Annotated in this window: 14 protein-coding genes and 5 pseudogenes; 8 read left to right on the top strand and 11 right to left on the bottom strand. The window is 62.9% G+C overall.

Annotated features, from left to right (window positions below):
- Positions 1-224: 224 nt before the first annotated feature.
- Positions 225-848 carry a dihydrofolate reductase family protein gene (locus ACCQ06_RS00450; RefSeq protein WP_316689842.1) on the bottom strand — a complete coding sequence of 208 codons (624 nt, stop codon included), beginning with the start codon at positions 846-848 and terminating at the stop codon, positions 225-227.
- Positions 849-1,298: 450 nt separating this feature from the next.
- Between ACCQ06_RS00450 and ACCQ06_RS00445 the strand changes: the two genes are divergently transcribed.
- Together ACCQ06_RS00445 and ACCQ06_RS00440 are read left to right on the top strand one after the other, a co-directional pair.
- Entirely contained in the window at positions 1,299-2,480 is a 1,182-nt protein-coding gene (locus ACCQ06_RS00445) for an MFS transporter (RefSeq protein ID WP_316689841.1), read from the top strand.
- A gap of 240 nt (positions 2,481-2,720) precedes the next feature.
- Positions 2,721-3,167, top strand: coding sequence for a hypothetical protein (locus ACCQ06_RS00440; RefSeq protein ID WP_316689840.1), 447 nt, complete (start codon positions 2,721-2,723; stop codon positions 3,165-3,167).
- A gap of 417 nt (positions 3,168-3,584) precedes the next feature.
- On the opposite strand, the gene ACCQ06_RS00435 is transcribed toward ACCQ06_RS00440, so the two are convergent.
- The 3 genes and pseudogenes from ACCQ06_RS00435 to ACCQ06_RS00425 form a co-directional block, all read right to left on the bottom strand.
- Positions 3,585-4,232, bottom strand: a complete 648-nt coding sequence (locus ACCQ06_RS00435) for a hypothetical protein (protein WP_316689838.1) — start codon at positions 4,230-4,232, stop codon at positions 3,585-3,587.
- Positions 4,233-4,786: 554 nt separating this feature from the next.
- Positions 4,787-4,948, bottom strand: coding sequence for a hypothetical protein (locus ACCQ06_RS00430; protein WP_228324512.1), 162 nt, complete (start codon positions 4,946-4,948; stop codon positions 4,787-4,789).
- Positions 4,949-4,969: 21 nt separating this feature from the next.
- A pseudogene (locus ACCQ06_RS00425) lies at positions 4,970-5,613 on the bottom strand (IS5 family transposase); the annotation flags it as partial.
- A 63-nt stretch (positions 5,614-5,676) separates the two neighbouring features.
- Here ACCQ06_RS00425 and ACCQ06_RS00420 point away from each other — a divergent pair.
- Positions 5,677-6,779: pseudogene (locus ACCQ06_RS00420) on the top strand (IS3 family transposase).
- A 121-nt stretch (positions 6,780-6,900) separates the two neighbouring features.
- On the opposite strand, the pseudogene ACCQ06_RS00415 reads toward ACCQ06_RS00420, so the two are convergent.
- From ACCQ06_RS00415 to ACCQ06_RS00405, 3 genes and pseudogenes are all read right to left on the bottom strand, one after another.
- Positions 6,901-7,313 (bottom strand): annotated as a pseudogene (locus ACCQ06_RS00415) (transposase); the annotation flags it as partial.
- A 65-nt stretch (positions 7,314-7,378) separates the two neighbouring features.
- A pseudogene (locus ACCQ06_RS00410) lies at positions 7,379-8,028 on the bottom strand (IS5 family transposase); the annotation flags it as partial.
- 194 nt (positions 8,029-8,222) lie between these two features.
- Positions 8,223-8,522 (bottom strand): nucleotide exchange factor GrpE, encoded by a 300-nt coding sequence (locus ACCQ06_RS00405; RefSeq protein ID WP_316689837.1) that lies wholly within the window; start codon positions 8,520-8,522, stop codon positions 8,223-8,225.
- Positions 8,523-8,675: 153 nt separating this feature from the next.
- Here ACCQ06_RS00405 and ACCQ06_RS00400 point away from each other — a divergent pair, with 153 nt between their 5' ends.
- Positions 8,676-10,763, top strand: coding sequence for a M13 family metallopeptidase (locus ACCQ06_RS00400; RefSeq protein ID WP_316689836.1), 2,088 nt, complete (start codon positions 8,676-8,678; stop codon positions 10,761-10,763).
- 471 nt (positions 10,764-11,234) lie between these two features.
- Positions 11,235-11,414: pseudogene (locus ACCQ06_RS00395) on the top strand (NAD(P)H-dependent oxidoreductase); the annotation flags it as partial.
- A 20-nt stretch (positions 11,415-11,434) separates the two neighbouring features.
- Here ACCQ06_RS00395 and ACCQ06_RS00390 read toward each other — a convergent pair.
- The 3 genes from ACCQ06_RS00390 to ACCQ06_RS00380 all read right to left on the bottom strand — a co-directional run bounded on the left by ACCQ06_RS00390 (position 11,435) and on the right by ACCQ06_RS00380 (position 13,767).
- Positions 11,435-12,004: a hypothetical protein gene (locus ACCQ06_RS00390; protein WP_316689835.1), complete on the bottom strand. Its 570-nt coding sequence runs from the start codon at positions 12,002-12,004 to the stop codon at positions 11,435-11,437.
- A gap of 263 nt (positions 12,005-12,267) precedes the next feature.
- The gene (locus tag ACCQ06_RS00385) at positions 12,268-12,981 is read right to left on the bottom strand and encodes a hypothetical protein (RefSeq protein WP_316689834.1); all 714 of its coding nucleotides are present in this window, start codon (positions 12,979-12,981) and stop codon (positions 12,268-12,270) included.
- Between the two features lie 132 nt (positions 12,982-13,113).
- Positions 13,114-13,767: a glutathione S-transferase family protein gene (locus ACCQ06_RS00380; RefSeq protein WP_316689833.1), complete on the bottom strand. Its 654-nt coding sequence runs from the start codon at positions 13,765-13,767 to the stop codon at positions 13,114-13,116.
- 455 nt (positions 13,768-14,222) lie between these two features.
- Between ACCQ06_RS00380 and ACCQ06_RS00375 the strand changes: the two genes are divergently transcribed.
- Entirely contained in the window at positions 14,223-15,326 is a 1,104-nt protein-coding gene (locus tag ACCQ06_RS00375; RefSeq protein ID WP_372364766.1) for an ATP-grasp fold amidoligase family protein, read from the top strand.
- A gap of 387 nt (positions 15,327-15,713) precedes the next feature.
- On the opposite strand, the gene trhA is transcribed toward ACCQ06_RS00375, so the two are convergent.
- Positions 15,714-16,379, bottom strand: a complete 666-nt coding sequence (trhA, locus tag ACCQ06_RS00370) for a PAQR family membrane homeostasis protein TrhA (protein WP_316689832.1) — start codon at positions 16,377-16,379, stop codon at positions 15,714-15,716.
- 177 nt (positions 16,380-16,556) lie between these two features.
- Between trhA and ACCQ06_RS00365 the strand changes: the two genes are divergently transcribed.
- Together ACCQ06_RS00365 and ACCQ06_RS00360 are read left to right on the top strand one after the other, a co-directional pair.
- Entirely contained in the window at positions 16,557-19,052 is a 2,496-nt protein-coding gene (locus ACCQ06_RS00365) for a DEAD/DEAH box helicase (protein ID WP_316689831.1), read from the top strand.
- Entirely contained in the window at positions 19,049-20,563 is a 1,515-nt protein-coding gene (locus ACCQ06_RS00360) for a ribonuclease H-like domain-containing protein (RefSeq protein ID WP_228325461.1), read from the top strand. The genes ACCQ06_RS00365 and ACCQ06_RS00360 overlap by 4 nt, the downstream gene beginning before the upstream one ends.
- The last annotated feature ends 31 nt before the right edge of the window (positions 20,564-20,594 follow it).

Below are 20,594 nucleotides of genomic sequence, written 5' to 3'. Positions count from 1 at the left end.
TGAGCCATCACGTGTGGCCGTACCCTCACCCCACCCCCTCTCCCGCGGGGAGAGGGGGTGGTCACCGCATATGTCCAGCAAGCGCTGTCACAGCGCCTTTTTTCCTGTGCCACGTGGTGCGCACCAATGATTGCTATCGCTGCAACCAATAGCGCGCGGCACTGTTTTTATCGTTCGCCCGATGCCAGCAACTGTGCACTGGAAGATGACGCCGACGCCCTTGCTCACACCGGCCGATACGTCTGCGCCATAAACCCGCTTGGAAAGGTCTTGGTGCCGATCAGCGTGAGTGGCAGTGGTGCGGGTAGACCATCGAAGATCGGCAAGCCCTTGCCCAGCACGATCGGGTACACGCCCAGCACGTACTCATCGACTAGCTTGTGCGCAATCAAACTGCGCGCAAACGCCGCACCGCCATGCGCGATGATCGGCTTGTCGCCGTGCGCCTTGAGCTTGGCCACTTCTTCAGCCAGATCGCCACTGACCACATACGCCTGCGACCAACTCTGCGCGCCATCCTGCAATGGTGCGCCTGCCGCGTTGGCCTGTGCCTGCGCAGCCTGGAGCGCGGTAACAGCCGCTTCCAATACTGCTGCGCCCTGCGCAGAGAACACCGCCTTGGGGATCTGATTCATCGGCGGCGCAAACGGGGAGGTGGCCGTTGGCCAGAAAGTCGCCATACCCTGAAAGACGTGGCTGCCCATGATGTGCAGGCTGGCCTCCCACGCAGTGGCAACCTTCCAGGCGATCGCCTCCTGGTCACCGCTGAACATCCAGTCCACCTCGCCGTCCGGCCCGCTGACAAAGCTGTCCAACGACACCGACATCATCAATTTCAGCTCGCGCATTGCAGTTTCCTCGTGCGCCCCGGCAGGAGCGAGACGGCGGTGGGCGGGATACCAGCCTTGCAACAACGACGAACGGACTGTACGAAATTCGACATGCGTGTGCACTGACTGCCTGCGGCTATACAGACCGTCCGGCAGCGAGCGCGACCTTGCTGCAGGGGTGGGACAGTCTTGGTCCCTGCTTCTGACGATCAAAGGAGCTTCGCTGGCATCTTTTGGGGTACTCCCGCGTCATATGTCCAGGCATACCTGATCGACTCGCGAGCGAGAGCAGCGGGCAGGCACCTGCAGTAAGCTCATCGTCACGACACGACCGCGTCTGATTGGGTCCCGTGCCATGCCAGCAGCCGTAGACACCAGGCATTACTCACCTTCAGCTCGGCGTCCGCGACCAATAGCGCGATACGCATCCGCAAGGCGCATCCGATGACACACGCCGTGCCAGCACCCATGCGACCCAGCACTGCGCTGGTGGTGATCATCGTGGCGCAGTTGCTCGGCACCTCGTTATGGTTTTCGGCCAATAGCGCGGCCGACGATGTGATGCGGCAGTGGGGCGTGGGTGCGGCGGCCATCGGGTTGCTGACCATGGCCACGCAGGTGGGTTTTATCCTGGGTACGTTGAGCTTTGCGCTGAGCGGGTTGGCCGACCGGTTCGCGGCCAGCCGCATCTTTGCCAGCTGCGCGGTAGCCGGGGCGGCGTGCAATCTGGGCTTTGCGGTGTTTGCCAGCGGTGTCGCCACGGGGATGGTGTGGCGCTTTGCGGTGGGACTGTGCCTGTCTGGCATCTACCCGATCGGGATGAAGCTGGTGGTGCAGTGGGCACCGCAACATGCGGGCAAGGCGCTGGCATGGCTGGTCGGCATGCTGACGCTGGGCACCGCGTTGCCGCAGGGCATCAAGGCAGTGGGTGGCGCGTTGCCGTGGCAGACACCGATGCTGGTGGCGTCGGTACTGGCGGTGATTGCCGCAGTGATGATCCTGCGACTGGGGCAAGCTGCGTCTGCGCCGCGACGGGCGGGCGGCAAGCTGGCGTTCGGTGCGGTATTGCAGGCATTTTCGCTGAAGGACTTTCGCGCGGCCACGTTTGGCTACTTCGGCCACATGTGGGAGTTGTATGCGATGTGGACGCTGACGCCGCTGTTGATCACCCGCGCCGGGTTGGCGCAGGCGCTTGGGGTGAGCACAGCCACGTTGGCGTTTGCGGTGATTGCCGCAGGCGCCGTCGGCTGCGTGCTGGGCGGGCAGTTGAGTACGCGCATCGGCAGCGCGCGCGTGGCAGCAGTGGCGTTGCTGATGTCGGCACTGTGTTGCCTGGCGTTTCCGTGGGTGGGTGCGCAGTCGGGCTATGCGGCACTGGCGTTGATGCTGGTGTGGGGCGCCAGTGTAGTGGCGGACTCGCCGCAGTTTTCAGCATTGGCCGCACGTGCGTGTCCGCCCGCCATCGTGGGCAGCGCGTTGTCGATGCAGAACGCGATCGGCTTTGCGATCACGGTGGTGGCGATCGGCGTGACCACGCGGTATGTGGACGCGCTGGGGCTGCACATCGCGTGGGTATTGCTACCTGGCCCGCTGCTTGGGTTGGTGGCGCTGATGCCGTTGTGGCGCAGGCGGCCAGCAACGTCAGCGTGATGTGATGCTAAACGCGAGCGCCACGCGGTGTGGTGCAGTGCCCTACCCGGCAGGGGGCATCGCAGTCGGCAGAAGTGGCGCTAGATGCCGCGCGCACAGTTGAGGTGGCCGATCTTTCGTAGCGGCCTGCTTGTGTCGTAGCGGCGATAGACGTCAGAGACGGACCTGAGCACTAAGCGAACTGAACCACCCGCGCATGCAACACGTGGGCTAGGATCGGTGCGGGCCGGGGGGAACACCATGGACAGGATCACCATCGCGCGCCGTGGCGCGCTGGCGCTGACAGCGCTGTGCATGCTCGCGTGCGCACAAGGCGCGCCGGCACAGAGCATGCGCTCAGCCACAGGCAAGGCGAACAGCAAGTACATCCCGCCAACGCGGCAACCGTACAACTCCATGGCCCGCGACACCACGCCGTTCAATTGCGACCAATACCGCGCGCACCCGCATCCGGGCATGGTGCGTTACTGCCAGAGCATCGAGAACATGATGCTGCGTAACGAGGCGCGCAACCAGGGGCGCCCCGCTCCGTCGGATTCCATCATTGCGCTGCCGGGCCTGGGCACAGCAGAAGCCAAACAGCTGGGTTATGCCTGCGTGGGCGGGCAAGCGATGAAGCGGCTGCGCAATGGTTGGGAGCAGGTATCGGCTGCTGCGGGTGAGTGGCAGCGGTGTCAGGGTGGATAAGTGAACCTATTCTCCGCCAGCTCTGAACAAGGCCAACATCCGCCAGGAAACAGCGGCGCTGATCAGAAATGAAATCCCCACCGCTAGCACCAGAGCGAGGCGCAGTGGCGTACGGCTAAACCCGCCCACTAGATGCCCACTTGGCCAGGAGGCACGGACATCCCGGCACAAAGGCGAAGTGTACGACGGGTTTCGTTCCGTGAAGACCAGTTCAAGGCAAATCTTGAGCACGTAGGCGGCAAGGCGCTGACCTGATCCCCATGCAGCTAGACCGCGCTGACGCCCACCAAAAATCGTGTCAGTAGCACAAAACCGATCATTGCCAGAGTTGCAAACACAAAACCATTGACAGTGAGGTGAGAGCGGTTGCCGTGGCTGTCAGGTGGGCGACCGCTCGCTACCTTTTGTTAGGCGCTTTTAATCCGGTTTCTTCCAGTTCGGATTATTCCCCAATGTTGGGTATCGCCTGACCAGCGTTTGCAGTGCGTCGGCCAATGCAACCGGGTCTTCGCGTCTCTCCCTGACAGTGCCTAAGACCCCTCGTGGCAGAGGCGCCATTTCCGTAAGATTTTTAAGAAGATTCACTATGCGTCTCCCATGGTCTTCGCTAGGCGCATCGTATGTCTCCTCGATCCCGGACACCATGTTCGCAACCTGCGCTGCCACGTCTTGCTTGAGGATCAGGCCCTCCTCTAGCTGCAAGAACTTTGTATCGCCGCCTGCCTTGGCCACCTGGATCTCGAGGTCCACATCCGCCGCGAGTTGCCGCATCTGTTTGAACATGTGGTGGCCTGCGTAGTGCTCGATGCCGTCGACAGGCGGCGCGGCTGCGTCTGGGTTCGCATAATGCGCCGCGATCCGGTTCTGGATCCGCTTAATTTTTTCAGCAATATCGTCGCTACCGCCAACCGCACTTTTCCCGAGTGCACAATCACTCATGCGCTTGAGTAACTTGTGTGCTGACGTGTGCACGGCATGGAGGGCTTCATTATTGAGAGTGGGGGCAATGGCATTAAGCAATGTGTGCGCCATCCCCTGCATCTCCAACAGAATGCGAGTTTCCAAGCCCGATCGCTGTGGCCGCGTTGGCTGTGACGTCGTTGGCCGCGATGGGGTTGGCTGTGACGTTGGCCGTGATGGGGTTGACGAGCGCGGCGGGCGACGCTGCAGTCCATGCAATGGCGAATGATTCGGCAAGGGTGCGGATGGCGCCGGCAGCTGCGGCGTCCCCTGGAGCGTGGGTTCGTGCTGCGTGTAGGTCACGTGCGCGTGGGTGCTACTGACATTGTTTCGAAGACAGTTTCCCATCGGGTTTTTCCACTACTTCAATCATGGGAGACGAGTACATCAGAGCGAATCCCGGCACTGCGCAAGCAAATGCGAATGAGCGGTTGTCGATCCGAAGCGACCCCCTGCTGGTCAGCAATGCACAAGAACCCCTTCGTTACAAAGCACGCGCCCAGCTGCCATAGGCGGGCAGGCGATGCAGCGACTGCGTAACGGGTGGGAGCAGGTGTCTGCGGGTGCAGGTGGATGACAGCGGTGTCAGCGTGGCTAGGTGGCTCAGGTTGGCAGGCGTGAGGGCTTGGTGCATCTGCCCGGCTGCTTGTGATGTGCCGCTAAGGCGCACAAGCCGTGTGCTCCACCAGTTGCTCAAGGATCTCGCGCACTGCGTTGGCGGCGTCGAAGATGGCCTGGCCCAAGGTTGGCGACGTCTGTGCGTGCAGGCACTGTGGGGCGCTCATGGCGATCACGTCACCGTGCGCGGCGATGGTGCGCATCAGGCGGTCGAGTTGGTCGATTTAGGGCCTGTTAACACATCCGAAGCCCATCAACACTAGGACGAAGCTGAGGAATCCAAGAAACATGACATCCAGCTTCTCGAAGCGCGAGAAAATCCGTCGGTAGCCTTTCAAGCGGCGGAACAGTCTCTCCACTTCGTTGCGCCGCTTGTACATCTCCCGGTTGTATTCCCAAGGCTCGACCCGATTGGATTTCGGCGGGACCACCGGCACGAAGCCAAGATCGAGCGCCAACTGGCGGGTTTCGTTGCCTTCGTAAGCACGGTCCATCAACAGCTGAATCGGCCGCTCCACTGGCCCCAAGTGTTCAAGCAACGCGCGGCCTGCAGGTGCGTCATGCACGTTACCAGGCGTCAATCCAAAGGTGATGGCTGTTCGAGCATCTGCGGCAACCATATGAATCCTGGTGTTCCATCCACCGCGGGACTTGCCGACGGCCTGCGGGCCGCTTTTTATAATGCACCCGTGCCATCGGGATGGACCTTGACGCTGGTGGAGTCCAGCGAGACTGCTTCGATTTTGATGCGCACGATCTGGGACTTCTGCAATTGGGTGAACATCCGGTCCAGCACACCCGCCTTGGCCCAACGGTTCACGCGTGTGTACACCGTGTGCCAGTTGCCAAAGCGCTTGGGTAGGCGACGTCCCCCCAATTTTGAGTAGCACCTCAGTTTGGAGTCCAATTCCCTATCCCGAGGAGATTGGATGTGAAGAAGCGTTTTTCCGAAGAGCAGATCATCGGCTTCCTGCGCGAGGCTGAAGCGGGCGTGGCCATCAAGGACCTTTGCCGGCGGCATGGCTTCAGTGAGGCCTCGTACTACCTGTGGCGCAGCAAGTTCGGCGGGATGAGCGTGCCCGATGCCAAGCGGCTCAAGGACCTTGAGGCCGAGAACACGCGACTGAAGAAGTTGCTGGCCGAGCAGCTATTCGAGAACGACCTGATCAAGGATGCGTTGCGAAAAAAGTGGTGAGCGCACCGGCACGTCGTACGCTGGTGTGCGAGTGGATCGGGCGTGGTGCCAGCGAGCGTCGTGCCTTGGCAGTGATCGGCATGAGCGCCAGCGCGCTGCGCTATTGCCCACGCCAAGACCGCAACGGCGAACTGCGCGAGCGCATTCTTGCGTTTGCGCATCGCCATCGCCGCTACGGCGTGGGGGTGATCTATCTCAAGCTGCGACAGGAAGGACGCCTGGTGAACTACAAGCGCGTGGAGCGGTTGTATCGCGAGCAGCAGCTACAAGTCCGGCGTCGCAAGCGCAAGAAGGTACCGGTTGGCGAGCGTCAGCCACTGCTGCGGCCAGCGCAGGCCAACCAGGTGTGATCGATGGACTTCGTCTTCGACCGCACCGCCGAAGGCCGGGTGATCAAGTGTCTGGTGATCGTGGACGACGCAACGCACGAAGCGGTCGCCATCGAGGTGGAGCGCGCGATCTCCGGGCACGGTGTTGCACGCGTGCTGGATCGGTTGGCAGAGAGTCGCGGCCTGCCGCAGGTGATCCGCACCGACAACGGCAAGGAGTTTTGCGGTAAGGCCATGGTCGTCTGGGCGCATGCCCGTGGCGTGCAGTTGCGGCTCATCCAGCCAGGCAAACCGAACCAGAACGCCTACGTCGAATCCTTCAACGGCCGGCTACGCGACGAATGCCTCAACGAGCACTGGTTCCCGACGTTGCTGCATGCGCGCACCGAGATCGAACGCTGGCGACGCGAATACAACGAGGACTGACCCAAGAAAGCAATTGGCGGCATGACGCCGTCCGCTTATGCCCAACATCTGGCAAACACCGATATCATCAACCCCGGACTCTAAACCCGATCGCTACTCAGGGCGGGGGGACGTCGTCGGAAAAACGCTTCTTCACATCCAATCTCCTCGGGATAGGGAATTGGACTCCAAACTGAGGTGCTACTCAAAATTGGGGGGACGTCGACAGTGCAATGACCTCCTCGTCGCGATCAGGACGACGCCGATAGCGCGCCGTCGAGCGAGCCACGCCAACGACCGCACAGGCCCGGCGCTCGCTCCAGCCATGTTGCTCGACGAGCCAGGCAAGAAGCGGGCGTTTATGCGCCGGGTCTACAGCTTTTTTGCGATGACATCCTTGAGTGCATGGTTTTCCATCGCAAGCTCGGCGTACATGCGTTTGAGCTTGCTGTGCTCGGTCTCCAGGTCGCGAAGGCGCTGCACATCAGCTACCTCCATGCCACCGTACTTGGACTTGCAGACGTAGTACGTCGCGTCGGAAATACCCAGCTCACGGCACACATCCTTGACCTGGCGGCCGCCCTCAACCTGCTTCAGCGTGGCGACAATCTGGCTTTCTGTGAACTTGCTCTTGCGCATCGTTGGTCTCCTCGGTGGCTAGTGTGCCCGGAGACCTGTAGTGATGGATGGATCAATTTTACGGGGAGTCGACAGTTGCGCTCGATCCCCTTGCGTGCAATCCGCGCACGGATGCCGCGCTGTTTGAGGAAGGTGCGACACCGTTGGATGTCGTCGGCCTTGTCGGCATGCAGCTTGCCGGGCCAGCGTCGCGGACGCCCTGGTTTTCCGCAGATGTGCGGCAAGGCGTCGACCAGCTCCTCAAACACCACCGAGTCGTGCCGATGAGCCCCGGTGACGCACACCGCCAAGGGGACGCCGTTGCGGTCGACGATCAGATGCCGTTTGCTGCCGAGTTTTCCACGATCGGTCGGGTTCGGGCCGGTGTAGGCGCCCCCCGGGGGGCGGCCACACTGGCCGCGTCCAGACTCGCTCGGCTCAGATCCAGCCGCTCGGCGCGACGTCGCTCGGCCAGCAGCACCTGATGCAGACGATGCCACACACCGGCAGCTTGCCAATCGCGCAACCGGCGCCAGCAGGTCATGCCGCTGCCATAGCCGAGTTCGATGGGTAGGTCTTCCCAGGGAATGCCCGTACGCAAGACATAGATGATGCCGTTGAGGGCTTGCTGATCACTGATACGCGGCCGTCCACCTTTGGGCGAACGCTTCACGTGCGGAATCAGTGGCTCGATGCGCTTCCACAGCGCAATGGGGATCTCTTTGCGACGTGTCATGTACGCAATTTTGTCATCGGCGAGGCAAGATTCAAGCGGTTTTGTTAGCCGCTCTAAGCAGGAGAGCTGACGCAACGAAAATCTTCATAGAAGCTCTACCGACCACCGCTAGACCAGCAAGGGTAAGCAACCTGGTCCCGATTCGTTGCCTGGAATAAGCTGTGCCGCAAGGCGGCGTCGGCAGGATTGAATTGTCAGCTACCGTAGTCGATCAGGCATGTGGCTTGCGGAAGTTCTGCAATGAACTGCGCTAACTGCTCGTTGCGAGAGGCCGACCGGATAGCAGCTGCCTCTTGTGCGCATGTCCGAATGAGGGCGTCCTTTTCTTCTGCCGATGAAGATTGCAGCTGTGCTGTCATCTCCTCCATCGCTCCAATTGCAGAGTCCGGATCAACGACGTCATCACCGGAAAACTCTAGGAAGACAAACGCAGCAATAAGGGATTTGCAGAGATTTTCCATAAAGATCGACGAGTTGGATTCCTGAGTGGACAAAGAATGACTCTACCTCTTTGTTTGCGGTAGCCATACAGTCGCACTGGCCGGTCAATCTGAACGTGGATCCTCAACTTTACTCACCTGCAACTGGCACACCCTGATACGTCGACTAAGCTGAGCGAGCGACTTCCTCGACTTATTGCGGCCCCTATGCCAATTCCAAAAAAAACCACGATCACGCTGGCCATTCTTATGGCGTTAACGGGCTGCAAGCAGGCCGGCGACCAAGCGATGACAGCCAAGCAAGCCACACCTTCGCCAGCCGCCAAACCGGCCGTGTCGGCGCTGGATCTCAACGAATTGGACACCGGTGTGGACCCGTGCCAGGACTTGAATGGGTTTGCCAACGGCAAGGCCTTGGCGAAGGGGATTCCGGCCAACGAGACCGGCATTGGCACCTCGTATGACATTTACAATGCAAGTTACAAGGATAAGCACGCTATTGCGGAGGGGGCGTTGCACTCGCACGCCGCCGACGGCGCGATCGAACAGCTGGTCGGCACGTTCTATGCCTCCGGCATGGATGAGGCGACGATTCAGACCTTGGGCCTGACACCGATCAAACAGCGACTGGACACGATCGATGCCTTGAGCAGCACACAGGACATCGTCGGTTTCATCACCGCACGTCACGCCCAGGGCGCAACACCGTTATTCCGTTTTGTTGCGCAGCCTGATAATCAGGACACGTCGAAGATGGTGGCTTATGTCTACGTAGAAGGCCTGACGTTGCCCTCGAAGGACTATTACAGCGATCCGCAGTATGCCGCTATCCGTCAGGCGTATCTTGCCTATATCACACAGTCGTTTGTGCTGGCGGGAACTCCAGCCGATCAAGCGTCCGTGCAGGCAGCACACGTCTTGCAGCTGGAGAGCCGGCTGGCCACCGCGTTACTGGCACCGTCCGAGCTGCGGGATCCGCACAAGATGTACCAGTGGCTCAGCGTCTCCGAGGCCAATGCGCTGACCCCGTATTTTCCCTGGGACACCTTCATGCAGGCGCAAGGCATCCAGCCACAGAAAGGGCTGGCGTTGTCGCAAGTGGCGTTCCTCAAGAACTTCGATTCACTTCTGCACACCGCACCGGTAGCGGAGTGGAAGTCGTACCTGCGCTTCCATGCCATCGATGATGCCGCCCCCGCACTGAGCAAGCCGTTTGCTGACAATCACTTCGCTTTCTATTCAAAGACCCTGGAAGGCCGGCAAACAGAACCGCCGCGCTGGAGAGAGGTGATCGATTCCATGGATGCAACGATTGGAGAAGCCATGGGGCAGCTCTACGTTGCCAGTAAATTTTCTGCTGCATCCAAGCAGCACGCACTCGAGCTGGTACAAAATCTGCAGGAAGCCATGCGCGCGCGCCTGGAACGTGCCGATTGGATGAGCGCCCCGACCAAGGCCGAGGCCTTGAAGAAGCTGGCCAACATGCTGCCCAAGATCGGATACCCCGATACATGGCGGGATTGGTCCGGGCTTCGGTTGGAGCGGGGCGCGTACCTTCGCAATATCGAGAGCGCCGCTGCGTTCAATCACAAGAACGAACTAGCGAAAATCGGCAAGCCTGCCAACCGACGCGGTTGGGGCGAAGTGCTGCCGCAGACGGTGAATGCGTACTACAACCCCACCGAAAACAGCATCGTCTTTCCTGCAGTGATCCTGCAGGCGCCGCTGTTCGACGTCCATGCCGACGATGCGCTGAATTATGGTGGGATCGGCGGCTTTATCGGGCACGAGATCAGTCATGGCTTCGATGACAAGGGCAGCCAGTTCGATGAAACCGGCGCGACGCGAAATTGGTGGCTGGCGGCAGATCGCAAGGCATTCGAAGCCCGCACCCGCAAGATCCTTGACCAGGTCAACGGCTACGTGCCGCTCAAGAGCAAGCCTGAGCTGCGCGTCAACGGGCAGCTCGTGCTCGGCGAAAGCATCGCAGACTTCACGGGCATCAACCTTGCGTACGATGCGCTCATGCTGGACCTGAAAAAACACCCGGAGCGCAACGTCGCCATCGACGGCTATACGCCCGAGCAGCGTTTCTTCATCAACTGGGCCCGGCTTTTCCGCAATGCGCGGCGAGAGGAAGCACAGGTGAAGGCACTCAATTCCGATCCACATCCGCCCAGCGTCATGCGCGTCAATGCGGGGCCTTCCAACATGCCGCAGTTTGCCAAGGCGTTTTCCTGCAAGCCGGGCGATGCGATGGCCCGCTCCGACCTGGAACGCGCCCAGGTCTGGTGATGCTGCGGTACGGCGGCAAGTGGCAGCGCGCGAAGGGCCAGACCCCGCTTCCAGGTCATTGTGCCAAACACCGGGCGTTTGCTGACGCAGCACAGGCATGGTCGCTGGGCTTGATGTATCGCGTCGGTCCAGCGGGCACCCGGTGTGAGAGAGCTCGACACTGGGCTTGTTTCAGCACGACCGCTCCGCAGGCAACCGGCATCGAACCGGCCGCCTGCGCAAACGGCGTGGGTGAGCGGCTGCTTGCCGGGCGCGTGCGTTGAAAACAGCAGATCGACGTACCGCGATCTGAGTCAGCTAAGCGATCGATGCCCACTGTGTCTGCCGTAGCAGCAGGTTATTCAAAAGGCCGTGGAGACGGCTGCCGGTTCTTGGCGTAGGTCTGGTACAGCCCTGCGGCGCGCTCGTCTGCAACGACGTTTTCGATGCTGCTCAGCCCCTTCGCGGCGATTGCCGTCGCGGACGACCGCCTACGCACGCCACGGCTGCTTTGCTGCGATGAAGATGCAGATTGTCGAAGGCATTTTCGATTTTTGCGGTGCGCCGGTGCGCACCACGGAGTTGCTGACAGTACCGGACCCCGCATTCCCGCAATCGCACCTTGCCACCGCGTGCGCGGTGGGTGAGCGGGTGTTTGCTACCAAGGCGTGAATAGGTCGCGTTGATACGACTTAAGGCCTTGTGGGTACGCCGGATGCCTTGCTGGGGGCTAGATACGCAGCATCTATGTGCACTGTGTTGGCAGTCGCTTGCTGCCAAGCTGCGCGTAGCGAATCGCGAGACGCATCCGCGAAGGCTGATCGTGGCCTGTTCAAATGCAGCACCGGGCTACGCAGGCTCACGGTGTAGGTTTGCCCAGGCGTGAGTCTATAGTTGCGTTGCAGGTCCACCGTGATGACCAGGCGCTGGCCTGGCGCGATGATGACGTAATCATCTTCCGGTGCATTTTCCAGATTGACGTAGATTCCGTAGTACTGCGCCTCGCTGCCGCTGGCATCGCGCAGGCTCAGCACGTTGTTCATCATCAAGCCCTGCCTGTTCAAGCGCGGGAAACTTTGATCGAGCAGCTCCACCGCCTGGTCGCCATCGTTCTGGACGACGATTTGCAGACGCATCGCTTGCTCGGGCAACTGAGCACTCTGTGCAGGTTGCTTGAGCTGCACGTGCAACCTGCCGGCTGCAATGACGGGGCTGCTGCAAAGTAGAGCGGTGGCAATCAGGAGTGCGGCCCAGGGCTTCATCGACGGTCCTTGTGCTTGGTGGGTGGCGCTTGGGTTGCTGTCTTGCGTGGCGTTTACGATGACGCCATTACGCGCCGCTCGAATTTGGTGCCTCACTCGGCTCATCTCCCGGTGAGAGCGTGGAGTCTGCGCATGCATCGGTGCCGTTGATCACCCACTATGTGACGGACGGGATGTCGGGCGATAACTAGTCACCTTTCTCTCGTTTCCGTCGCCGGGTTGATGACTCCTCATCTCCTCAACCTGCCCGCATCAAGGGATGCTTATTCAAACGGCCGCGGAGAAGGTTGCCGGTTCTTGGCGTAAGTCTGGTACAGCCCTGCGGCGCGCTCGTCTGCGACGACGTTTTCGATGCTGCTCAGCCCCTTCGCGGCGATGGCCGACGAGGCCTTGCCATCGCCCAATAGGTAGGCCAGGCGCAGATACGCCGCGCTATCCACCAGGTTCTTGTGCTCAGTGTCGCTGGCGTAGACCTCGGCCAGGCCGTAGTAGGCGTACAGGTTTCCGGTGGCTGCGGCCTTGCTCAAGATCGCCAGGCCTGAGTAGAAGCGGCCGCTCACTGCGGTCTTGGTGCCATAGAGCACCGTTGCGGCCTTGTTGCCTGCTTGCGATCCGGCCTTTAGCTGGGCCAGGTCCATGCGGTCCAGTCGCGCGCGTTCGGCGTGCGAAGGGTAGCCGTGGGTCAGCAGCCACTGCGCTTCTGCCCGCGAGTTGGCCACCAACGGGCTGCTGATTGAGCACGCGTGTGCGCCACGCTCGCACAGGTACTGCGCTGTGTCGGCGCCGGTTGCAGCTGGATGGGCAACCGCTGCTGGTGTTGGGTTGTTTGAAGCGGCAGTGCGGTTGGCCGTGGCTGCGTTGCGGCCGGGCGCACTGGCGGTTGATGCGGCATCGGCTTGGGTGTGTTGCTGTGCGCGTGCGCAGCCGGCCAAGGCCACTGCAACGATTGCCGCGAACAGGATGCCGGTCGGTCTCATCTCACTCTACCTTGTGGATGCGGTGACGACGGCAGTTATCCGTCATCGCCGCCATTGCGCGTTGCTGACGAATGCGCACCTTGGCGTGCAGCGATTGCGTGGTCAAGACCGATGCAACCACGCTGCTTGCGATCAGGCCGGTGCGCCACCGTCGCCATTGATCGCCCATTGCGCAGCAAACGCGCGTTGATACGCCGGCCGGCTTTCGCCACGCGCGACGTAGGCCTGCAGGTTGGGGAAGGAGTCCAGCAGGCCGGTGAGTTTGATGCGGATGAGCACGGAGATCATCAGCAGGTCGCCGGCGTTGAAGTCGCCTTCCAGCCAGGTGCTGTCGCGCAGATGGGCGCTCAGATGCTGCAGGCGGCGGTTGATGCGTTTTTGCAGCAGCGGCAAGCGCTCTGCCATCCACGGTTTGTCGGCTTCCAGTAGCAGGGCGTTGCCTAGTTCCAGCATCGGCGGCTCGACGGTGTTGAGGGCGGCAAACATCCAGGCGATGGCACGGGCACGGGCGTTGTGGTCGTGCGACAGCAAGCCAGCATGGTGCTGGGCGATGTGCAGCACGATGGCGCCGGTTTCGAACAAGGCCAAGCCATCCTGCTCGAAGGTGGGGATCTGGCCGAACGGGTGGATGGCCAGGTGCGCCGGTTCCTTGATCGCACGGAACGGCAGCAGGCGCACCGCATAAGGTTGGCCCACTTCTTCCAACGCCCAACGCACACGGGTGTCGCGGACCAGCCCCTTGCCGCCGTCGGGCGAGCGCTCGAACGCGGTGATGGTGATCGTCATGGTCGAAAGACTCCCTGTGGCCGGCGGCTGAGGACATAGCGTACGCCGGCGCCATACGTGGGGCGCTGCCGGCAATGACCCGGCTTCGATGGGGCGTCGATCGGTTGTCCGCCTCGCCTGCGCTGCCGCCACAAAGGTCGCGGCAAGCGCCGCATCCCTACGCATTGGTGTGGCGGTGGCAAATCTGGCGGCGGCAAGTACCCGACCAGCCAACGCGCTCACACCGCCGATCTCGGGCGCAGCACGGTCCGTCCAAAACCCTTTTGCACTGCACAACGGTAGCGGCCGGTTGCCCGGTTGGCACCCGGTTTTTAGGCGTAAAGCGCCTGTGCCTTTGCGTAATCAGGCCGATTGAGACGTTTTGCCATCTTCATCTCACTTCACCGTTATACCGTGCTCTACATCACACATTTGTGTGACGGAACGCACATTTATAGCCGAGAAGGAGAGCCGTCATGATCGATCAGGGACTGGGGTTGCAGACGCAGCCTATGGGGACGCGAAGCGCTGCAGGACAGGCGTGGGCCGGGTGTTTCCCCAGCTCGGCAACGCCACTTGCCAACACCCCGCCGGTGCGTCTGCCGCCCGCACCCGCGCCCCGCCCAGACGGGCTCACCCTCAAACGCCTGTTGCGTAAAAGCGCGCGCCGCCTGGTGCGGACGCTGCCCTGGCGGCATCAGGACCGGCTGTACTTCTTGAACACGTTCGGGCGGCTGCCCAATCTGTACCACCCCACCTGCTTCAACGAAAAAGTGCTGTACCGCAAATGCGTGCACGGCGATTACCCGCTGTATCAGCGGCTGGCGGACAAGGTGACGGTGCGGCCGTATGTGGCGGCGCGGATCGGCCAGGCGCATCTGATCCCGATGCTGCTGGACAGCGCCAACCCCGACGATCTGCTGCGCCTGCCGCGCTGGGAGCAGACAGTGATCAAGGCCAATCACGGCGCGAGCATGGTGGAAGTGGTGCGCGATGAGCCGGACGCGGCGCAGCGGCAGCGCATCGTGGCGCGCTGCAAGGACTGGCTGCGCACCGACTTTTCCGACATGGAGCGCGAGATCCATTACCACAACATCCCGCCGCGCATTCTGGTGGAGCAATACATCGGCGACGCGCAGCAGGTGCCGGTGGATTACAAGTTCCATATGTTCCGGCAGCCGGATGGCCGGTTTCAGTACGTGCTGCAGGTGATCTACGGCCGCTTCGATACGCCCAAGCTGTCGATGACGTTCTTTGTCGACAACCTGCACACGCCGTTCCACCGCATCCGCGACGACGGCCGCTCGCCGCCGTGCGCACCGGCGCTGCTGGAGCAGGCGCTGGAATTGAGCAAGGTGCTGGCGAGCGACTTCGATTACGTGCGCGTGGATTGGTACATCCAGCAGGGGCAGGTCTACTTCGGCGAACTCACCTTCACTCCCGGCGCAGGCATGGTCACCGGCCTGGACCGCGGGCTGGACCGGATGATGGGCGATATGTGGGTGCAGCGGCGCGCACCGGTGGAAGCGCGATTGCCGGCATATGGCATGGGTATGGGCATGCGGGTGCCGGTGCGGTGAGAGCTGCGCATGAACTTCCGTTTCCGGGTGAGTGGCACGCGCAGGTCTGCGTCCACGTGCGCAGACGCAGACCTGCGCGGGACGAGTGAGCCATCGCGCCATGATTGCGCTTGCCTACGCGTGACCTCGGCTGCGGCGTTCAATCACTGCGTGCCGCCACGCGCAATGCTGTCGCAGAGAGTCACGTGCCAACGCAGGCAGCCGTCACTTTCAATGTGACACGTGATGCGCACAGGCAGGCCGTGCTGCGCGTGCAAGATCGGCTAACGCTCGCGCTCGGTCGCTTGGCGCTTGAGTGTGGCAACGCGTTCGCCAGGCATGGTGAACCGTGAAACCTCACGCAGCATGCGGCCATCGCACCCCATCGATCGATGACGTGCGACGCCACTACGTCGCATCCACCACCGGGCGCAGGCACAGCCAGATCGCATACCAGTGCGACAGCGCGCCGCCCAACACGTGGGCATGCCAGATGGCGCGGTTGTAGACCATGGATTTGCGCACGTAGAACGTCACGCCCACGGTGTAGAACGCGCCGCCGGCGACGATGAGCCAGAGCACCGCGCTGTCCAGGCCGGCGATCATCTGGTCGACCACCACGATCCCGGCCCAGCCCAGCAACAGGTAAATCGCCACCCAGAAGCCCTTGGCGATGCCAGGCAAGCACAGTTTGGCGAACACGCCGAGCAAGGCCACGCACCAGACCGTCAGGATCATGGCCCAGCGCCAGCTGCCATCGAGCGCGACCAAGAAGAACGGCGTATACGAGCCGGCAATCATCACGAAGATGCCGGCGTGGTCGAACTTGCGCAGCATCGGCTGGCGCAGCGGCGGGGCGAAGTTGTACGCCGCCGAGCAGGCGAACATGGTCAGCAGGCCCAGCGCATACACGCAGGTGGCCAGCAACATGGTCTGGTTGGCGTGGGCGCGCCACACCATCCAGACGCCGCCGACGATGGACAGGAACAGGCCGGCGGTATGCACGATGACATCGGCACGGCGGGCAGCAGGGGTTTTGTAGTGCGGAGCAATGGCGCTGGGGGGCACGGGCACGGCGGGTCTTCGAGATGGGGGGCGCCCAGCAGCGTGCAGCGGCGGCGTGACGCGGTGGGGGCAACAGGATACCCGCTTGCTGAATCCGCTCAGTGAGGCAGGCTGGGCGGTTGCCCGCTGGTCTCATACCCTGAGACCTCTTTGATGTTTGATCTCCCGCTTTGGGAGCTATGCCGTATGCCTCCGTTTGCCCTCGCTCCCCGCACCGAAACCGCCGAACGCGCGCTGGCCACCACCGATGGCCGGCCCAGCCGCGATGGCGCACTGCTCACCGAACGCCTGGAACGCCGCTACCACGACCGCATCACCGGCAGCTTCACCCTGCCCGGGCGCGAAGGCAGCTACGCGCCGATCCCCGACGATGTGCCCAGCGCGCTGGCGGACGCCTTGCGCGCGCGCGGCATCAGCCAGCTCTACAGCCACCAGGCCGACGCCTGGGCGGCGACGCAGCGCGGCGAGCATGTGGCGATCGTGACGCCCACCGCGTCGGGCAAATCGCTGTGCTACACGCTACCCGTAGTGAGCGCGGCAATGACCGCCGGCGCCAAGGCGCTGTATCTGTTTCCCACCAAAGCGCTGGCGCAGGACCAGGTGGCCGAGCTGCTGGAGTTGAACCGCGCCGGCGAGCTGGGGGTCAAAGCCTTTACCTTCGACGGCGATACGCCCGGCGATGCGCGCCAGGCGATCCGCCTGCATGGCGACATCGTGGTGAGCAACCCGGACATGCTGCACCAGGCGATCCTGCCGCATCACACCAAGTGGGCGCAGTTCTTCGAGAACCTGCGCTATGTGGTGATCGATGAGATCCACACCTACCGCGGCGTATTCGGCAGCCATGTCACCAATGTGCTGCGCCGGCTCAAACGCATCTGCGCGTTCTATGGCGCCAACCCGCAGTTCATTTTGTGCTCGGCCACCATCGGCAACCCGCATGCGCACGCGCAGGCCCTGATCGAAGAACAGGTGCATGCGATCACCGAATCCGGCGCGCCCACCGGCGACAAGCACGTGCTGTTGTGGAACCCGCCGGTGGTCAATGCCGATCTTGGCCTGCGCGCGTCGGCACGCTCGCAGAGCAACCGCATTGCGCGCATTGCGATCAAGAGTGGGTTGAAGACGCTGGTGTTCGCGCAGACGCGCTTGATGGTAGAGGTGCTGACCAAATACCTCAAAGACATCTTCGACCACGACCCGCGCAAACCGGCGCGCATCCGTGCGTATCGCGGTGGGTATCTGCCCACCGAGCGGCGCGAGGTGGAGCGGGCAATGCGCGCGGGCAACATCGACGGCATCGTATCCACCTCTGCGCTGGAACTGGGCGTGGATATCGGCGCGCTGGACGTGGTGATCCTCAATGGCTACCCCGGCAGCGTGGCGGCCACCTGGCAGCGCTTCGGCCGCGCCGGGCGGCGCCAGCAACCGGCGCTGGGCGTACTGGTGGCCAGCTCGCAACCGCTGGATCAATACGTGGTGCGCCACCCGGATTTCTTTGCCGATGCCTCGCCCGAACATGCGCGTATCGCGCCGGATCAACCGCTGATCCTGTTCGATCACATCCGCTGCGCGGCGTTCGAATTGCCGTTCATTGCCAGCGAGCCGTTCGGGCCGATCGACCCGCTGGTGTTTCTGGAAGCATTGGCCGAGAGCGAAGTGATCCATCAGGAAGGCGACCGCTGGGAATGGATCGCCGACAGCTACCCGGCCAATGCGGTGAGCCTGCGCTCGGTGGCCGACGGCAACTTCGTGGTGGTGGACAAGACCGACGGCAAGCAGCAGATCATCGCCGAGGTGGATTATTCCGCCGCTGCGCTCACCCTGTACGAAGGCGCCATCCACATGGTGCAGAGCACCCCGTACCAGGTGGAACGGCTGGATTGGGAAGGCCGCAAGGCGTACGTGACGCGCACGCATGTGGACTACTACACCGACAGCATCGACTACACCAAGTTGAAGGTGCTGGACCGCTTCGACGGCGGCGTGGCCGGGCGCGGCGACTCGCACCATGGCGAAGTGCATGTGGTGCGGCGCGTGTCCGGCTACAAGAAGATCCGCTACTACACGCATGAAAACATCGGCTACGGCCCGGTCAATCTGCCCGACCAGGAATTGCACACCACTGCGGTGTGGTGGCAATTGCCGCAGGCCACGCTGGGCAAGGCGTTCGCGTCCAAGCAGGATGCGCTGGATGGATTTCTGGGTGCGGCGTATGCGCTGCATGTGGTGGCCACGGTGGCGGTGATGGCCGATGCGCGCGACCTGCAAAAGGCGGTGGGCAATGGCGACGGCGCGTGGTTTGCGGTGGCCGACCAAACCGGGCGCGGGCAACTGCGTGGGGTGGAAGAAGGCGAGCAAGGCGCGGTAGAACTGCAGCAGGCGTTCGTGCCCACGGTGTATCTGTATGACAACTTCCCCGGCGGCGTGGGCTTGAGCGAGCCGCTGTGGCTGCGTCAGGCCGAGCTGCTGCAGCGTGCGGACGAGCTGGTGCGCGGTTGCGATTGCACGGCCGGCTGCCCGGCCTGCGTGGGCCCGGTGCTGGCCGCGCATGAAGAAGGCAAAGGCGAGTCGCCCAAGTCGTTGGCATTGACGGTGTTGGCGCTGTTGTTCGATGCCGATGCGCCGTTGCCCCATGCCACCCAGGTGGACGACGACCTGGCGCTGGACGTGCTTGCATGAGGGTGAATGCAGACCGGCTGCGCGTGCTACGTCGGCAGGCGGGGCACGCGGATGTGCGCGAACCGGTGGCGGTTGCACATGCCGGTGCAGTGGACGATGCGGTCGGGTCGGCTGCGGTCGATGCAGCGGCCGATGCACACCCGCTGCACTCGGCAGTGGTCGGGCGAACCGCTGGTGATGCACTGGGTGCGGGTGGTGCAGTTGATGCGGCAGGCGATGCGCGCACGCGTGCCACAGGCGACCTGCCTGCGGCGGCGCAGCCGGCACGTGAGCCGGCAGGCCCGGTGTCTGGTAGCGATCCTGGGGTGAGCGCAGAACGTTTGCGCTTACTGCGCCGCCAGGTCGGCGGGCTAACGCCCACGGCACGCAAGGACGATGCGGTGATGCCGACACGTGCGCAACGCCAGCCTGCGTCGGGTCCTGCTGCGTCGGCCTCACGCGCTTCGCGCGAGGCCGTTGCGCGAAGCACGCAGCCCGGCAGCGCAGATGTTGTCGGTGCACCGCGTCCCCCGCACACCGCACCGGCCATGACGCGCCGCGCCTTGCAGGCGCCGGATGCCGCAGCACCTGCGCGCGATAGCTCGGCGTTTGCCTGGGTGGACCACGATGTGCGTCACAAGCCGGCAGGCGCGGCGGCCGATGCGGCAGCGCGCCTGCCGGCTGTGCGCGCGGCACCTGCGCTGCCCACATCCAACCCGGCACCGCAGCGACGCACCGACATCGCCGGCTTGCGCAAGATGATCGGCCTGCGCGAACGTGCGGTGTCGGCGCACACGCCGGTGCGCGCGCCGTCCACCGATCGGTATCTGCCCGGTAACGAGATCGCACCGGGATTGCATCTGATCGAAGCGTTCCTGCCGCAGCCGATTCCATGCGAACCGCTCTCGCTGGCCTTCGCCAAACGCGAGGATGCGCTGCAGCCAGAGCACGTGCTGTTCTTCGACACCGAAACCACCGGCCTGGCCGGCGGCACCGGCACACGCGCCTTCATGATCGGGGTTGCGCAGTGGTGCACCGATGCTACGCAAGGCGGCGGCTTGCGCGTGCGCCAGCTGATGATGTCCACCATGGCCGCCGAGAGCGCCATGCTGGAGTTGTTCTGCACCTGGCTCACGCCGCAGACGGTGCTGTGCAGCTACAACGGCCGCTGCTACGACGCGCCGCTGTTGAAGACGCGGTACCGGCTGGCGCGCCGCGGCGACCCGATTTCCGCATTGGATCATGTGGATCTGTTGTTCCCCACCCGCCGCCGGTATCGCGGCACCTGGGAGAACTGCAAGCTGTCCACCATCGAGCGGCAGCTGCTGCGCGTGGTGCGCGAAGACGACCTGCCTGGCTCCGAAGCGCCGGCAGCGTGGCTGAGCTACCTACGCGGCGGCAGCGCGCGCAACCTGCGCCGCGTGGCCGAGCACAACCACCAGGATGTGGTGACGTTGTCGCTATTGATGCAGCGGCTGGTGGCGGTGGAGGCGCAGGACAGAGAAGTGATTCCGTTGATGGAGTCGGTGTAGCGGTCTGGGGCGAGCGCGGGCGGTGTTGGTG

Source organism: Xanthomonas sp. NCPPB 4467 (assembly GCF_041475665.2).
In the GTDB taxonomy this organism is placed as follows: Bacteria; Pseudomonadota; Gammaproteobacteria; order Xanthomonadales; family Xanthomonadaceae; genus Xanthomonas; species Xanthomonas dyei.
Note: the sequence above shows the minus strand (reverse complement) of the source record. Positions and strands in the feature narration are given on the sequence as shown.

Coding starts and splice junctions, on each gene's coding strand:
- ACCQ06_RS00450 (WP_316689842.1), bottom strand. CDS start 848: ATGCGCGAGCTGAAATTGATGATGTCGGTGTCGTTGGACAGCTTTGTC.
- ACCQ06_RS00445 (WP_316689841.1), top strand. CDS start 1,299: ATGCGACCCAGCACTGCGCTGGTGGTGATCATCGTGGCGCAGTTGCTC.
- ACCQ06_RS00440 (WP_316689840.1), top strand. CDS start 2,721: ATGGACAGGATCACCATCGCGCGCCGTGGCGCGCTGGCGCTGACAGCG.
- ACCQ06_RS00430 (WP_228324512.1), bottom strand. CDS start 4,948: ATGCGCACCATCGCCGCGCACGGTGACGTGATCGCCATGAGCGCCCCA.
- ACCQ06_RS00400 (WP_316689836.1), top strand. CDS start 8,676: ATGCCAATTCCAAAAAAAACCACGATCACGCTGGCCATTCTTATGGCG.
- ACCQ06_RS00390 (WP_316689835.1), bottom strand. CDS start 12,004: ATGAAGCCCTGGGCCGCACTCCTGATTGCCACCGCTCTACTTTGCAGC.
- ACCQ06_RS00385 (WP_316689834.1), bottom strand. CDS start 12,981: ATGAGACCGACCGGCATCCTGTTCGCGGCAATCGTTGCAGTGGCCTTG.
- ACCQ06_RS00380 (WP_316689833.1), bottom strand. CDS start 13,767: ATGACGATCACCATCACCGCGTTCGAGCGCTCGCCCGACGGCGGCAAG.
- ACCQ06_RS00375 (WP_372364766.1), top strand. CDS start 14,223: ATGATCGATCAGGGACTGGGGTTGCAGACGCAGCCTATGGGGACGCGA.
- ACCQ06_RS00365 (WP_316689831.1), top strand. CDS start 16,557: ATGCCTCCGTTTGCCCTCGCTCCCCGCACCGAAACCGCCGAACGCGCG.
- ACCQ06_RS00360 (WP_228325461.1), top strand. CDS start 19,049: ATGAGGGTGAATGCAGACCGGCTGCGCGTGCTACGTCGGCAGGCGGGG.